Source organism: Aquimarina sp. AU119, assembly GCF_900312735.1.
GTDB classification, from domain to species: Bacteria; Bacteroidota; Bacteroidia; order Flavobacteriales; family Flavobacteriaceae; genus Aquimarina; species Aquimarina algiphila.
This window is the reverse complement of sequence record NZ_OMPF01000001.1, coordinates 461,956-477,874: the sequence shown is the minus strand read 5'-3', so window position 1 is coordinate 477,874 and position 15,919 is coordinate 461,956. Positions and strand designations below refer to the sequence as shown.

Here is a 15,919-nt window from a genome sequence, read left to right as displayed (position 1 = left end):
CAGGTTTCAAAAACCTGTGAGGTCTAAACGCTAGTAACTTTTAGAAATAATAATGATCAAAAAAATAATCATAACAATTTTTGGAATACTGTTTTTTTGTTGCTGTAATAAGCGAGAATCACAATATGGAGAATTATTTGATAAAGTAGATGTAGAAACTACAAAAGTGACTTTTCAAAATAATATAAAGTCAACAGAAGATTTAAATATTTTGGATTACTTGTATTTTTATAATGGAGCTGGTGTTGCAGTTGGAGACATTAATAATGATGGCTTGGTTGATGTTTTTTTTACTTCAAATCAGGATAAGAATGCATTATACCTTAATAAAGGAAATTTTGAATTTGAAGATATTACTGAGAGAGCTGGTGTTGCTGGTAGTTCTGACTGGAATACGGGTACTGTGATGGCAGATGTAAATGGGGACGGTTATTTGGATATCTATGTTTGTGCTGTAGCAGGAATTCAGGGTTTAGATGGAGTTAATGAGTTGTTTATTAATAATGGTGATGCTACGTTTACAGAGCAGGCATCGCAATACGGATTGGATTTTGATAATTACTCTTCTACAGTTGCATTCTTTGACTACGATAATGATGGAGATTTAGACATGTATCTTCTTAATCATGCTATTCATACACAGCATTCTTTTGGCAAAGCTTCTATACGTAATAAAAGAAGCTACGAAAGTGGGGATAAATTACTTCGTAATGATGGTGCAATCTTTACCGATGTAAGTGAAGAAGCTGGAATTTTTGGAGGAGCTAATGGCTATGGATTAGGTATATCAACAGCAGATTTTAATAACGATGGATTCACTGATATTTATATAAGTAATGATTTTCATGAGGATGATTATTATTATATCAATAATAGAAATGGGACATTTAGTGAACGATTAAAAGAAAATTTTGGACATACGAGTCGTTTTTCAATGGGGAGTGATGCGACTGATATTAATCATGATGGTTTTGTTGATATTTTGACACTAGATATGACTCCCGAAGATGAAAAAGTACTAAAAGCATCTATAGGAGATGAGACGCTGGATATGCTGGATATGAGGATTCATAAATTAGGATATCATTACCAGTATACTCGTAATATGCTACAAATTAATAAGGCCGGAAAATTCTTTTCTGAAACAGCTTTACTTAGTGGTGTTGCTCAAAGTGATTGGAGTTGGTCGGCATTGTTTGCAGATTATGATCAAGATGGAGAACAAGATGTTTTTATAGCCAACGGGATACCAAAACGTCCAAATAATCTGGACTACATAAAATATATCTCTAATGAAAAAATTAAAGATAAGCTAACCAAAACCAAGTTGGTAGATAATGAAGCGTTAAGTATCATGCCATCGGGAGCAGTGCAAAATTATGTGTTTCAAGGGTCTGGCGAGGTTAGATTCACAGATCGATCAAAATCCTGGTTACCAAAGGATTCAATTATATCTACAGGAAGTGCATATGCAGATTTTGATAATGATGGAGATATTGATATTGTAACTAATAATATGAATACTCCTGTTACTTTTTATAGAAATAAAACAAACGGGAGATCGAATTATTTAAAGTTAAAATTTAAATATAAAAAACCAAATGTATTTGGAATCGGAACCAAAGTAATATCGTACCATAATGGTATAGCACAATATAAACAGTTGTTTACTGCAAAAGGATTTCAATCTTCTTCAGAAGCAATGATTCATTTTGGATATGGAAAAACAAAAATAATAGATTCTCTTAAGATTATTTGGCCTGATAATACTATTCAAGTTGCTGAGCATGTAGAAGCAAATCAAACATTAACCATTAAAGTTTTGAATAAACGAAATAGGGCTAATTATGATAAAATATTTACTGGAAAAAAAGAGTGGTTTAACAAAATAAATAGCCTACCAGGGTTACATTATGTTCATAAAGAGAATACATATATAGATTTTAATAGACAAAAACTGATTCCGTATAAGATTTCTGATCGAGGACCAGCAACTGTTGTGGGGGATATCAACGGAGATGGAAAAGACGATATTTTCTTTGGAAGTTCAAAAAATGAAACTTCTCAAATAGTATTTCAGACCGCAACAGGTTTTGAAAATCAACAAATTGACGTTTTAGAAGATGATAAACGAAAAGAAGATGTAACTGCAATACTTGAAGATCTTAATGGAGATGGTAAAAAAGATCTTTTGGTAGCTTCGTCAGGAGGAGAATATTATGGAGCATCAAAAGAATTGGTAGATCGATTATATCTGAATTCAGATGTAGGTTTATTTAAGGCTGATTTTCCTGAAATTTTTGAACATGAATCTGTCATTAAACCCTATGATATAGATGTTGATGGAGATCTGGATCTTTTTATAGGAGCATACGCGGTATCTAATGATTTTGGGAATATTCCGAACTCTTATATGTTGATAAATGATAATGGTAGTTTTAGAAAAAAAGAGAATATAGCTTTACAAAAAGTAGGGATGGTTACTGATGCTATTTGGAATGATTTTGACGGGGATGGACTTCATGATTTAATCGTAGTTGGAGAATGGATGTCACCACATTTTTTCAAGAATAATAACGGAACTCTATTAGATGTAACTTCTTCTATTTTAAAGGATAAGATGAATGGCCTATGGCAATCTATAATAGCATTTGATATGGATAATGATGGTGATCAAGATTATATACTTGGAAATTTTGGACTCAATTCTAAATTTAAAGCATCAATAGATTTTCCTTTACGATTATATTATTCTGATTTTGATGATAACAAAAAGACAGAAACTATTGTTGCTATTCCAAAAAATGGGAATTATTATACTGCACTTGGACTTGATGAGTTATCGAGTCAGTTAAATTTTCTAAGAAAAAAATTTACCTCCTATTCGGCCTTTGCAGGAAAAACAGTCGAAGAAATTTTCGGCACTAAATTATTGGATCAAGCAACTTTACTTGAAGCACATCAATTGGCATCAGGATATTTAAAAAATGATAACGGAAAATTTACTTTCGTTCCTTTTAAAGATGCTCTACAAGTTTCACCTATTACAAGGATGCTAAAGTATGATTTTAATAGTGACGGTGAAGAAGAAGTTCTAATGGCGGGTAATTATTTTGGAGTAATACCATATCATGGTAGATTTGATAGTTTTGCTGGAGCGATACTTCAAAAAAATGGAGATGTAATCGAAGGAAGTGAATTGAATATTAACCTCACTCAAAAATCAGTACGAGGGCTAAATATCATTAATTTTGCTTCTCGTACTTATTTACTAATTACCATTAATAATGCAGAATCAGAGATTTATGAGTTTTCTAAATAAAAAACGGAATTCGCTAACACTTACGAAAATGTTCAAAGAGCAAAAAAGATTTTTATATCTTTTGCTATTCCTGGTAGCATTAAGTTCTTGTCAAAAAGAAGCTGTTCAAATAGAAATTACACAAGATACTTACCATACTACGGTAGATAAAATTACCGAGGTGATGGTTCATGATATATTTTCTCCCCCCGTAGCGAGCAGAATATATAATTATCCTAATATTGCTGCGTACGAGGTTATCCGTCAGGAAAATAAGAAGTATAGAACTTTATCGGGTAAATTACATGGACTGACTGCAATTCCTGAGGCAGATACAACGCTAAATATTAATTATAAAATTGCTGCACTGGTGGCCTATCTGGATGTAGGTAAGGAACTTGTTTTTTCAGAAGATAAAATAGAAATTTATAGGGATAGCTTGTACAATTCATGGGAAGGAATTAATGAAACAAATTTTAAGACTTCTAAGGCATACGGGCTGCAAGTAGCACAGCATATAAAAGATTGGTTGTCAAAAGATAACTATGCACAAACGCGAACGATGCCAAAATTTACGGTTAATACAGAAGATCCTGCTCGATGGCAACCTACACCACCCGATTATATGGATGGGATCGAACCACATTGGAGGGAGATCAGGGCTTCTATTATTGATTCTGCATCACAGTTTACACCCACAAAACATCCTGATTTTTCTTTAGAAAAAGATTCTCCCTTTTATAAAGAAGTATTGGAGACTTATGAAGTTGGAAAAGAAATAAAAGCAGAAGGAGAAACTTCAGAAAAAATACAAATAGCCCAATTTTGGGACTGCAATCCATATGTGTCAACACATAAAGGGCATCTTATGTTTGCTACAAAAAAGATTACTCCGGGAGCACATTGGATTGGAATTTGTAAAATTGCCTGTAGGAAAACAGATGCAGATTTTGCAAAAACGGTATATGCGTATACAAAAACATCTATAGCCATCTCTGATGCATTTATAAGCTGCTGGGATGAGAAGTATAGAAGTAATTTGATACGTCCAGAAACGCTAATAAATCAACATATTGATGAGAATTGGGAACCGGTTTTACAAACACCACCTTTTCCAGAATATACCAGTGGGCATTCTGTAGTTTCTGGTGCTGCCTCGACAGTGCTAACCGATATTTTTGGAGATAATTTTGCTTTCAACGATGATACCGAAGTACAGTACGGACTTCCTATTCGCTCTTTTAATTCTTTTAGCTTAGCCGCAGATGAAGCTGCAATTAGCAGATTGTACGGTGGGATTCACTATCGCGCTGCTATAGATTTAGGCTTGGAACAAGGACGAAGATTGGGAGAATTCGTAGTCAAAAAACTTCAGATGATAGATGGGGACAATGTTAAAACAGATAGCAACAAATAGGGTTACAAGTGATGAAAAAAGTAGTAATTGTTATAGTGACCTTGCTTTTTGGATTGACCATATGGTATTTATATATTAAAAAATATGACTACGAGATTAGCTTCAAAGCAAATGCAGCTCCTGGAAGTATATATGATCAAGTTAAAAACCTTAGATCAATTGCAAAAACTAATGATATAAGAGAAATTTATCCTTATGAATCGTTACAACAGAAAATAATTATTGATAAGGTGCCGGTTATATTAGAATGGAATTTTAAAAGTATGGCAGATACCATTACCAAAGTTGAAGTGGGTATTGTCTCCCAAGATCATTCTCTTGAAAACCGACTGAAGGTGCTTATTGGATCTTCGAAGGTTATAGATTCTGTAAAAAGTAATCTTATTGATCTTAGAAAAAAAATAATGAACTATACAGATAGTTTTATGGTAGTTGTTGATGGAGAATCAGAATCCCCTGAGATGGAGTATATTTCAGTTTCTTCTAAAACCAAACGATATAGAAAAGCTAATGAGATGATGAGGTCTAATGCATTTCTGTATCCTAAATTGACCAAAAATGATATTCAAAAAGATGGTTTTCCTTTTGTAAATATTAAAAACTGGGATACTGAAGCAGATTCTATTTATCTTGATTTTGGATTTCCAATAAAGTACCGGGATTCATTACCGGTTGGTTCAGGAATCAACGTCGGAAAAATAAAGTCTAAAAAGGCTCTAAAAGCTACATATCATGGAAATTATAGAAATAGTGATGAAGCATGGTTTGTATTATTAACCTATGCAAAGAAAAATAATATTTTGGTAGAAAAGACACCGTTAGAAATCTTTTACAATAACCCGATGCAAGGAGGAGATGAACTAGAATGGAAAGCAGAAATATTTCTGCCAATCAAAGATGAATTAGCGGAGAATGAATAGTGTTTAAAAAATAAAATTTATATAATAGCATAGAATAGCATAGAAAATTATTATTTTTATCAAAAGAATAATTTTTTATTGAAGAAATATTGTTAAAGTATATAAGTAATTACCTCTTTTTTAAGAATTTCTTTTAAGATTTTGCTTAAAAAACAAGTTGTATTGCATTTAAACATTAGGATATGACCAAAAAACACATCATCGCATTTGATCAGGGGACCACAAGTACTAGGGCTATTATTTTTAACAATCTAGGAGAGATATGTGGTGTTGCCCAAAAAGAATTAACACAACATTATCCTAAATCAGGATGGGTTGAACATGATCCGCTTGAAATTTTTATGCATCAGCAAGAAGTTCTTGAAGAAGTATTGAAGACATCTGGATTACGTATCGAAGAAGTTGCTGCTATAGGAATCACTAATCAAAGAGAAACGACAGTTGTTTGGGATAAAACTACAGGAAAACCTATTTATAATGCGATAGTTTGGTTGGATAAAAGAACTACCAAGATTTGTGAACACCTCAAATCAAAAGGATTAGATGAATATGTATCTAAGCATACGGGGTTGGTGATTGATTCTTATTTTTCTGGAACAAAATTAAAATGGATATTGGATCATGTCGAAGGTGCCAGAGAAAAAGCAATAAATGGAGATCTTTTATTCGGAACAATAGATACTTGGTTAATCTGGAAATTTACTAATGGAGCTAAGCATGTTACAGATCATTCTAATGCATCGAGAACGATGCTTTATAATATCATTGATTTAGACTGGGATGACACATTATTAAAGGCAATGGATATTCCTAAATCGGTACTGCCTCAAGTACAATATTCTTCTTCAGATTTTGGGAATATTAATTACCAGGGGTATGATATTCCTATTTATGGAGTAGCAGGAGATCAACAAGCCTCATTATTTGGACAAGGAGGATATACCTCTGGAATTGCTAAAAATACGTACGGGACAGGGTGTTTTATGTTACTTAATACAGGTAAAAAACCATATAAATCCAAAAATGGTTTACTAACTACATTATGTTGTAGCTTACCAGAAGATAATATTAAATATGCGCTAGAAGGGAGTATTTTTGTGGGAGGAGCATCTGTACAGTGGTTACGAGATAAACTTCAAATTATTGATAACGTATCAGAAACAGAAGCTATTTGTAAATCTACTCCTACTTCTGATGAATTATATGTTGTACCGGCATTTGCAGGATTAGGAGCTCCATATTGGGATATGGAAGCCAAAGGAGCGATTTATGGACTTACATTGGATTCTGGTAAAAATGAAATAATCAAAGCCACAATAGAGGCATTGGCTTACCAAACGCGAGATGTACTGGAAGCTATGGTAGAAGATAGCGGCAAACAGATGAAAGAACTTAAGGTAGATGGCGGTGCATCAGCAAATAATTATTTAATGCAATTTCAGTCAGATATTCTTAATGTAGCAGTAGATCGTCCAAAAATGTTAGAAGTTACTGCTATGGGTGCGGCATTTTTAGCAGGAATTAAGGCTGGAATATGGACAAAAAAAGATATTTCAAAAATTAGGACCATAGACACAATATTTACTCCAGAAATTACGGCACATGAACGCAGTCGTAAGTATACTGGATGGCAACAAGCAGTGGCTCGTACCAAGACAGTGAATAAAAACATGTTAGCTGTGAAAGAGGACGGACCTATTCGTTTTTCTGTTTTAGATAGAGAGATGCAATTGCGGAGTGCAAAAAACGAAAAATATGACCTTGTTGTCATAGGAGGTGGAGTAACCGGAGCTGGAATAGCATTGGATGCGGCATCCAGAGGGTTAAAAGTGTGTTTGGTAGAAAAAAATGACTTTGCTTCAGGAACCAGTAATAAATCAACAAAGCTTATCCATGGTGGCCTTAGATATCTTAAACAGATGGAAATAGGCTTGGTGAAAGAATCGGGTAGTGAACGTGCAACAGTGCATAAACTTGCTCCCCATCTAGTGGTCCCCGAAAAAATGCTATTGCCTCTTATCGAAGGAGGTACGTATGGAAAATTTATGGCATCTGTAGGGTTAAAAGTTTATGATTTTCTTGCCAATGTAGAAGGGGATGACAAAAGAAAAATGTTAAGTGCGCAGGAAACATTAGAAAAGGAACCATTACTTAGTAAAGATGGACTTACAGGAGGAGGATACTATGCAGAATATAGAACAGATGATGCAAGACTTACTGTAGAATTACTTAAAAAGGCGGCTTCTTTTGGAGCAAATAGTATAAACTATTGCGAAATGACTTCTTTTAATTATGATGAAGAAGGTAAGATTAAAAGTCTAAAATGTATTGATCACAATACGAAGAAAAGTTTCACAATACGTTCTAGAAATTTTGTTTCTGCGGCGGGTCCATGGGTAGATCTTTTACGAGAAAAAGATCATTCTATGAATAATAAGCACCTGCATCTTACCAAAGGAGTTCATCTTGTTTTCTCTAGAGAGCGTTTTCCGCTTACTCAGTCTATTTATTTTGATGTTCCCGATGGAAGGATGATTTTTGCAATTCCGAGAGGAAGAGCTACCTATGTGGGGACTACAGATACAAACTATAGTGCAAACCTTAATCGTGTCGTAGCAACCACTATGGATGCTCAGTATCTTTTGGATGCTATTAATAATATGTTTCCTACAGTACACTTAAGTCAGGAAGATATAGAATCAAATTGGGCAGGACTTAGACCATTGATTCATGAGGATGGAAAAGATCCATCAGAACTATCCAGAAAAGATGAGATTTTTGTGTCAAAAACGGGGTTGATCTCTATTGCAGGAGGAAAACTTACTGGATATAGAAAGATGGCACAACGGGTTATTGATACAGTGCTTAAGACAATGAGTACTAAAAGAAGAGACAAATTTTCTAAGTCTCATACAGAACAAATTCCTCTTACAAGCACACCACTTGAAAATACTGCAGCCGTAAATGTATATCTGGATCATATTACATTACGACTTAAAGAATTAAAAAATGATGACCCCTATTATGGATGGTATTTGGCTACTACTTATGGCAAACAAGCAGATATTATTATAGATAAGGTAAATTACTTTTTAAACGATTCTGTTGAAGAAAAATTAATACGAGCAGAGTTATGGTATAGTGTACATCATGAAATGACCAATGGTTTGGCAGATTTTTTTGTAAGAAGAACAGGGAGGCTCTATTTTGATATTCAGAGCGTACATCAGTACAGATCCTTAATTCAGGAAGATCTGATACGATATTTAAGATGGGATGAAATTCGTCTTAAAGCAGAAAACAAATATTTAGATCTTTTATTACAAGATGCAGCTACTTATTATGAAAAAGAATTTGAATAGAAAAGAAAAAACTATTTTAGAGTTAAAATTGCCCTACTATTCCTATTTGCCCTGCTCCTAGTTTAAGGTTCCAACGTATCTTATTTTCTTTATTGTTGTAAGCATAGCGTTCTGTCCTTTTTAAGTATTTATCGATACCATCAACGATAACGATACTTAAAGCTGTACTCAAAACAACATCTGTAAGCCAATGCGCCCCTTCCCATAAACGAGATATTGGTGATAACATTCCAATGGCATAAATACCTCCTTTTATATATGGGTTTTTAAACTGTTTTCCTATAGCATAAGCGGTCGTAACTGAAAGAATAGCATGCCCTGAAGGAAAAGAATGAAACCCGGCATCACCTCCAGAATAAAACCGAAAACTTAGATTTCCTTCTCCTGTAAGTGGTCGTGCTCGCCCTATTAAGGTCTTACTTACCGTCTGGAGCAATCCTCCAGCTGTTGCAGAAGCAATTAGTAATACTCCAGTTTTTCTTATTTTTTCATTTTTTGTAATTAACCCTAATGCATATACGCTACTTGTTAAACCATAATTTAATAAAGGTTTCCCAAAACGAAAACTTACTTCCCTTATCCCGCTGGGGATATCTTCTCCTTGTTTTGTAAAATACTCATTGGCAGGTTCATCAAGGGCTAGTAAAGTTGCTGTTCCTGCTACTATTCCGCCAAAGGTGGCCCAATCTTTTCCTTTCCATCTAAAGGGTTGAGTATAGGTGTGTTTTACTCCTTTATAAATTGAAGCTCCATCATATTTGATCATCTGCCAGGTCGTCATTTCTCCTTCAGAATCTTGAGAATGAATTGAGGTTGTAATGAAAACTAACAGAGTATAAGTAAGTAGGGTCTTGAAATAATTCATAGTAAAAATTTACGAAGCAAAAATAGTAACTTCTTAATAATAACGAATATATCTATTCATATAAAAAAACAAAACCCAAATATAAATTTGAGCCTCTGATGAAATCATAAATATAATGATTTAACCTTTATGTACTTAACAGACGAAGAAATTATACCTTCTTTAGATACATTTTTTGAAACTGAGAAGGGGATATACCACTTTTTTGTTTAAATAATTTTGAGAAATGAGAATAATCATCATATCCAAGATCCCAGGCAATTTCTGCAAGATTATTTTCAGAATATAAGATTTGTCTTTTGGCTTCTAAAATGACTCTTTCCAGAATAAGGTCTGTAGTTGTTTTTCCAATAGTCTCTTTACAGATTCGATTTAAATGTTTAACACTAATATTCATGATTTCGGCATAGGCGAGAGCAGATTTTAATGTTTTATACTTCTCTTCTATCAATTGTTCGAACTTATATAACTTCATGGTAAAGTTTTTAGAATTTACCAGGTCTTCAAGGCTATCCTTTAATACAAGTCGAGATAATTCTATATAGATTAGATCAATGAGGTTGACTAATTTTTGCTTTTTTAATAGTGCAGAAGAACGTGTTTCATTTAGAATAGAGATAAAAAGTGGTTCGATAGAGGACATAGTCTCTTTGTTGAGGTAAATCGATGGAGAATTTTGGTTTGAAAAGAAGAAAGGAAATATATTAAGGTTTTTATTTTGACAAATAGCTTCATAAAATTCTTTAGAATGAAAAAAGATATACCCTTTTCCTGGTTTTGTAAATTTCCAAGAATGGGTTTGTCCTGGTCTTAAAAGGAAAATAGATCCAGGTTTGATTGAATAAGATTCAAAATCGATCTCATGAATTCCTTCCCCTTCTATAAATAGAACCGAAAGGTAAAAATTATGCTTGTGAGGATGAGATATTATATCCCGATTATTACGTAGATGGGATTCAAAATCATTAGCATAAAAACTCTCAATATCACCGGTATCGTGAAATTGAGTAATATCTAAAATAGGAAGTTTCATGATATATTAGAGTCAATGTCTTAATTGTACAAATAAAGGTGTTAATAATAAAACAGGCAAATGTCTATCAATGTATATCTTGCAATAAAGAAAAGTTGGTTTATAAGAACTTAGAGAATATCTTATGAAGAAAATATTCAAAGTATAGATGTAGGGATGTTTTTATGATAAATCGATGTATTTCTTTGTGATGATGTTGGATTTATGCAATACTATGAAGTACAGTTAACAATTAAGGCAAAATTTTGGCAATACTAAAAGCCAAATGTAAATATGATTTTTTTAGGAAATATAAAGGAATATCTTCAGCTAGAAACGATTAATAGTCAAAACAATGATGTATTAAAAAAAACTATCGAAAGTAGCTTAACTATTTTATGGTTTGAATCTGATTTGAATGAATTAATAATAGATGGAAAGAGCCATATATTTTTTAAAAATCAAATTGTGTTTTTAACCGAGTTTCATCGCGTTATTATAAAAGATGTAAAACAGATTAGATTTCTTCGATTTAATAGACCTTTCTATTGTATTCTTGATCATGACACAGAAGTGGGATGTAAAGGTATTTTGTTTTTTGGAGCATCACAGTTACCTGTTATTCAGATTCCCGAAGAAGAAGTAGATAAGTTCGAAACCTTATGGAAAATGTTTACTATAGAAATGCAATCTGATGATAGTTTGCAAATAGAGATGTTGCAAATGATGTTAAAACGCTATCTTATTCTATGTGCCAGAATTTATAAGTCTCAGGAAAACTATCCTAGCAAAAAAGAAGATTCTGATATGGTAAGAGAATTTAATTTTTTGGTAGAACAGCATTTTAAAACAAAACATAGTGTTTCAGAATATGCGGGTTTATTGCATAAATCCCCAAAAACATTGTCTAATATTTTTTCTAAGATAGGATCAAAAACACCTTTACAATACATACAAGATCGAAAAATGTTAGAAGCAAGAAGGCTTTTACATTATACGAATAAGCAAATAAAAGAAATAGCCTATGAAATCGGTTATGATGATATTCAAACCTTTAGTCGTTTTTTCAAAAAACAAGAAGGTATTTCCCCTTCAGAGTTTAAAGAAAAAATAAGTGAGGAAAAATTGCCAACACTTCGGGAATAGTTACCTAACAACTGCTCTGTTTTCTGAGCCATCTTTGCATTGTCAAATTGAGTATTAACCTTAAAAAAAAGAGACAATGAAAAATGTAATAGTAACCATAGTTTTATTAATATCAGGATTAACAAGTGTATATGCACAGCTTCCTGATCCGGGATTTACTGTAGATGAGAATACAGCCATAGTAATTACAGATCCACAAAATGATTTTTTAAGCCCTGATGGCGTAACTTGGGGAGTTGTGGGAGAAAGTGTAACCGCTAATAATACGGTAGATAATATCGAAGCATTATTTAAGGTTGCAAAAGAAAAAAACATACCAGTTTTTGTTTCTCCACACTACTATTACCCTCATGATCATACATGGAAGATAGAAGGAGCTTTAGAAGCTTTGATGCATAAAATCAATATGTTTGATAGAAAAGATGCTTTGTCGCTAGACGGTTTTGAAGGATCAGGAGCAGATTGGCTGGATACCTATAAAAAATACATCAAAGGAGATAATGTTATTGTGACAAGCCCTCATAAAGTGTATGGGCCAGAATCTAACGATTTGGCGTTACAATTGCGTAAACACGGCTATGGTAAAGTAATATTGGCAGGAATGTCTGCTAATTTATGTACAGAATCTCATATGAGAGATCTTGTAGAATCAGGTTTTGATGTAGCGGTAGTAAAAGATGCAACTGCAGGAGCAATTTTACCAGGTATGAATGCTTATGAAGCTGCTGTGGTAAATTTTCAAATGATTGCGAGTCATGTGTATACTACCAAAGAAATAGTAAAAGAAATAAAGAGTACGAAAAAATAAACGACATTAATAATATCAGAAGTAGTGATTTTGATTAATTCGTGATTAATACCAGTTATAGTTTGGGTATACTGTAAAAGAAAAAAAACATTTTATTGCAGTAAACTCAAATTGTAAACGGTATGAGCAAACCCTTGACAGATTTTTCTGTACAAGGGTTTACTTTTTGAGAAATGTTGTATTTATATTGTAAGAAAACATAATAGTGTTACGTCTTATTGGTGTTACGCAATACAATCGAAACGGGTTTTTCTTATCGAAAATTAAATATATTTGAACAAAAAAGAGAACTATTTATGATGGACATATTTGAATACTTAACGGGCAGAGGAGGTTTGTTGATATTAGGTTTGTTTGCTGTTATTGTTTTATTGTATAATAAAATAAAAGCCAGAATGTATTTTAAAAGACCTACTAAAAAGAAGAAATAAACAACTAATATTATTCTGTTATGGGAATCAAACAGATTAAAAAATTAATAAATACATAAAAAAAACCTGAACATTTGTTCAGGTTTTTAATTTAAACACTTTGATAATTATACCAAATCGATTATAAAATGAGATATGGATAATTTGAATTAGTTTTTGTTAGTTCAAGGCATAAAATTTCAGAATAGCCATAGCTATTGTTAAATTTTAAAACTAAGAAATTGTAAAAAATAAACGAATTATATATCATGTTTTATGGTTGAATTGGTATTAATAGCTGATGCGCATTACCCCCAACAAATCAGTTTTATATTATCAAATAGTTTTAAACTATTAGTTTTTATATATCCAAAATTAGCTCAAAACATATGTGAAATACAAAACAATGTTCTTGGTATTTATAAATTTAAACCACAAATTTATAAATACCACAGGGTTTTAATTTTATGATCAAAAGGTCGGTTATATTTAGATAATATTAACTTTTGTAATCAAATTAATTATCTTGGTACTCATAAAATCTATTTGGTTAGAATTTAATGAGGTGACTTCATACATGTAATACAATTTATGATGTGTAAATCATTGGTTTTTAATTGTTTATTTAAAGGGTATGGTTTTTGGTTTCCATGGAGCAGATAAATGAAATTTTGTAAAAAATTATGCTTATGATTAAAAAGTATACATTTTTAGGTTACCTGTTGATACTGTTTGTTTATGCGAATCAGGTATATGGGCAAAATGAAAAAGAAGATAAGAATCAGAATGATCTGGGTTATAATCAACTCAAAGCCTTAATTGCAAATCAAAAAACAGATAGTCTTAAGGTTAAAACACTACAGTCGTATTTATCTGAGTCCAAATCCCGTGCTGATACTCTAGGTATGGCAAATGCATATTTCTTTTTAGAACTCTTAGTAACAGAGGTTAAATTACAATATGCAGATAGCTTGATTGAGATCACAAAAGATAAAAAGTATATGAATTACCCTGCTAAAGGGTATTTGTTACAGGGTAATAGACAATATGAATTGGGGAATTATAAAGAAGCTCTTGAGCTCTATTTAATAGCTTCAGAAGCTGCAAAAAAAAATGGGAACCAATATTTATACCGATCTATAAAATTTAATATAGGACTATTAAAAAACAATGCAGGAGAAAGAGAAGAAGCCCAAACTATATTCTTGGAACACTTAAACTTTTTAGATCAGAATCCTAAATTTAAAAGCCCATCCGATTATAATAGAGTGCTTTTTGCTTTAACCGATTCATATGTTTACAGTAATCAATTTAGTAAGGCTAAAAGTTATATTGACCAGGGAATTCGTCAAACATTAAAAGTGAACGATACATCTATATATTCTCATTTTGTAATGTACTCAGGGATGTATGAGTATTTTTCTAAAAACTATAAAACAGCAATTGATAGTTTAGAAAAAGGAAAAGATATCATTAAAGATTTTGATGAGGTAAACACAAGAATGGCTATTTGTGATTACTATATAGCTAGATCATATAGGGCCTTGGGAAACAATGAAAGCAGTATATCATATTTTAAGAATGTAGATCATATTCTTAAGAAAACTGAAGATGTTATTCCAGAATTAATAGATACATATGATTATCTAATAGCAGATTCCAAATCAAAAAATGATCTCGAGAAACAAATTGAATATATCAATACGTTGTTAAGATTGGATAGTATTCGGCATGCAAATCAGATTTATTTGACCAAAAATATTAATGAACGATATGACACGGCAGAATTAATTGCTGAAAAAGAAAAATTAATTAATGAACTGCAGGAAGAAACATTTTTAAAAGAAGAAACAATAGCAGTACTCATTCTATTTTTAATTACATTAGTTATTCTCGTAGTGTACTTTTTTTATAGAAGTTATGCTAATAAAAGGCGTTTTTTGAATTTGCTCGAAGAACAAAAAAATAAAGATCAAGGTCAGCCAGAATTCAATACTATTAGCAATACTATTTCAAAAAAAGAAGAGATTGATATTCCAGAAGAAGTTATAGCAACAGTATTAAAGAAGCTTCATGGCTTTGAGGAATCAGTTAGATTTTCTAAAAAACAGTACACACTTAATTCATTGGCCAAAGAATTACAAACCAATAGCGCATATTTATCCAAAATTATCAATGTACATAAGAACATGAATTTTGCAAATTACCTTAATAATTTACGAGTTGATTTTGCTGTTGGTGAGCTTACTACTGATAAAGCATTGCGTTCCTACACTATTAAGGCCATTGCAGAAGAAGTCGGATTTAAAAACGCACAGTCATTTTCTTCTGCTTTTCATAAGAGAACAGGGATTTATCCATCCTATTTTATTAAACAATTAAATAACGGATAATAAGTTATATATACATTTTGGAATACTATTTGAATACTCTTCAAATAAATAATAAAATTTAATCTATAAATTGACTATTATGAAAACAAACAAAAGGAAAAGGGTTCTCAGTTTAGATAAAATCCAAATTAATAAATTAGAGAATATACATGTAATTAGCGGTAAAGGAGACGGTAACCCTGTACCTATTACAAGGGATGATTTTGGATGTACAGTTATAACAAAAACAAGTCCGCTGGGGACCATATAGATCTAAAAAAATACTATTAATTTTTATAAAAAATG

The 15,919-nt window shown here is 32.1% G+C and carries 11 protein-coding genes; 9 read left to right on the top strand and 2 right to left on the bottom strand.

Features of this window, described 5'->3' with window-relative positions; all coding sequences use genetic code 11:
- The first annotated feature begins 52 nt into the window (after positions 1–52).
- The 4 genes from DK442_RS01950 to glpK all read left to right on the top strand — a co-directional run bounded on the left by DK442_RS01950 (position 53) and on the right by glpK (position 9,000).
- Positions 53–3,322 (top strand): VCBS repeat-containing protein, encoded by a 3,270-nt coding sequence (locus tag DK442_RS01950; protein WP_109434157.1) that lies wholly within the window; start codon positions 53–55, stop codon positions 3,320–3,322.
- 28 nt (positions 3,323–3,350) lie between these two features.
- On the top strand, positions 3,351–4,718 hold the full coding sequence (locus tag DK442_RS01945; RefSeq protein WP_109434459.1) for a vanadium-dependent haloperoxidase: 1,368 nt from the start codon (positions 3,351–3,353) through the stop codon (positions 4,716–4,718).
- A gap of 11 nt (positions 4,719–4,729) precedes the next feature.
- Entirely contained in the window at positions 4,730–5,638 is a 909-nt protein-coding gene (locus tag DK442_RS01940) for a GyrI-like domain-containing protein (RefSeq protein WP_109434156.1), read from the top strand.
- Positions 5,639–5,820: 182 nt separating this feature from the next.
- A complete protein-coding gene (gene glpK / locus DK442_RS01935) occupies positions 5,821–9,000 on the top strand; it encodes a glycerol kinase GlpK (RefSeq protein ID WP_109434155.1) in 3,180 nt (1,059 codons plus the stop codon).
- A 22-nt stretch (positions 9,001–9,022) separates the two neighbouring features.
- Here the strand turns inward: glpK and DK442_RS01930 are convergent, their stop codons facing one another.
- Both DK442_RS01930 and DK442_RS01925 read right to left on the bottom strand, forming a co-directional pair.
- Positions 9,023–9,865 (bottom strand): phosphatase PAP2 family protein, encoded by an 843-nt coding sequence (locus DK442_RS01930; protein ID WP_109434154.1) that lies wholly within the window; start codon positions 9,863–9,865, stop codon positions 9,023–9,025.
- Between the two features lie 151 nt (positions 9,866–10,016).
- A complete protein-coding gene (locus DK442_RS01925; protein WP_109434153.1) occupies positions 10,017–10,898 on the bottom strand; it encodes a helix-turn-helix domain-containing protein in 882 nt (293 codons plus the stop codon).
- A 273-nt stretch (positions 10,899–11,171) separates the two neighbouring features.
- Between DK442_RS01925 and DK442_RS01920 the strand changes: the two genes are divergently transcribed.
- The 5 genes from DK442_RS01920 to DK442_RS28045 all read left to right on the top strand — a co-directional run bounded on the left by DK442_RS01920 (position 11,172) and on the right by DK442_RS28045 (position 15,884).
- Positions 11,172–12,023 (top strand): AraC family transcriptional regulator, encoded by an 852-nt coding sequence (locus DK442_RS01920; RefSeq protein WP_109434152.1) that lies wholly within the window; start codon positions 11,172–11,174, stop codon positions 12,021–12,023.
- 76 nt (positions 12,024–12,099) lie between these two features.
- Positions 12,100–12,831, top strand: a complete 732-nt coding sequence (locus tag DK442_RS01915; RefSeq protein ID WP_109434151.1) for a cysteine hydrolase — start codon at positions 12,100–12,102, stop codon at positions 12,829–12,831.
- A 296-nt stretch (positions 12,832–13,127) separates the two neighbouring features.
- Positions 13,128–13,262, top strand: coding sequence for a hypothetical protein (locus DK442_RS28750; RefSeq protein WP_255412203.1), 135 nt, complete (start codon positions 13,128–13,130; stop codon positions 13,260–13,262).
- Positions 13,263–13,930: 668 nt separating this feature from the next.
- The gene (locus tag DK442_RS01900; RefSeq protein WP_160114017.1) at positions 13,931–15,634 is read left to right on the top strand and encodes a response regulator transcription factor; all 1,704 of its coding nucleotides are present in this window, start codon (positions 13,931–13,933) and stop codon (positions 15,632–15,634) included.
- A gap of 79 nt (positions 15,635–15,713) precedes the next feature.
- Positions 15,714–15,884: a hypothetical protein gene (locus DK442_RS28045; protein ID WP_160114016.1), complete on the top strand. Its 171-nt coding sequence runs from the start codon at positions 15,714–15,716 to the stop codon at positions 15,882–15,884.
- Positions 15,885–15,919 lie beyond the last annotated feature (35 nt).

Bases quoted from the DNA above. Each gene is read 5' to 3' on its own strand.
- DK442_RS01950 (WP_109434157.1), top strand. From the start codon at position 53: ATGATCAAAAAAATAATCATAACAATTTTTGGAATACTGTTTTTTTGT.
- DK442_RS01945 (WP_109434459.1), top strand. From the start codon at position 3,351: ATGTTCAAAGAGCAAAAAAGATTTTTATATCTTTTGCTATTCCTGGTA.
- DK442_RS01940 (WP_109434156.1), top strand. From the start codon at position 4,730: ATGAAAAAAGTAGTAATTGTTATAGTGACCTTGCTTTTTGGATTGACC.
- glpK (WP_109434155.1), top strand. From the start codon at position 5,821: ATGACCAAAAAACACATCATCGCATTTGATCAGGGGACCACAAGTACT.
- DK442_RS01930 (WP_109434154.1), bottom strand. From the start codon at position 9,865: ATGAATTATTTCAAGACCCTACTTACTTATACTCTGTTAGTTTTCATT.
- DK442_RS01925 (WP_109434153.1), bottom strand. From the start codon at position 10,898: ATGAAACTTCCTATTTTAGATATTACTCAATTTCACGATACCGGTGAT.
- DK442_RS01920 (WP_109434152.1), top strand. From the start codon at position 11,172: ATGATTTTTTTAGGAAATATAAAGGAATATCTTCAGCTAGAAACGATT.
- DK442_RS01915 (WP_109434151.1), top strand. From the start codon at position 12,100: ATGAAAAATGTAATAGTAACCATAGTTTTATTAATATCAGGATTAACA.
- DK442_RS28750 (WP_255412203.1), top strand. From the start codon at position 13,128: ATGATGGACATATTTGAATACTTAACGGGCAGAGGAGGTTTGTTGATA.
- DK442_RS01900 (WP_160114017.1), top strand. From the start codon at position 13,931: ATGATTAAAAAGTATACATTTTTAGGTTACCTGTTGATACTGTTTGTT.
- DK442_RS28045 (WP_160114016.1), top strand. From the start codon at position 15,714: ATGAAAACAAACAAAAGGAAAAGGGTTCTCAGTTTAGATAAAATCCAA.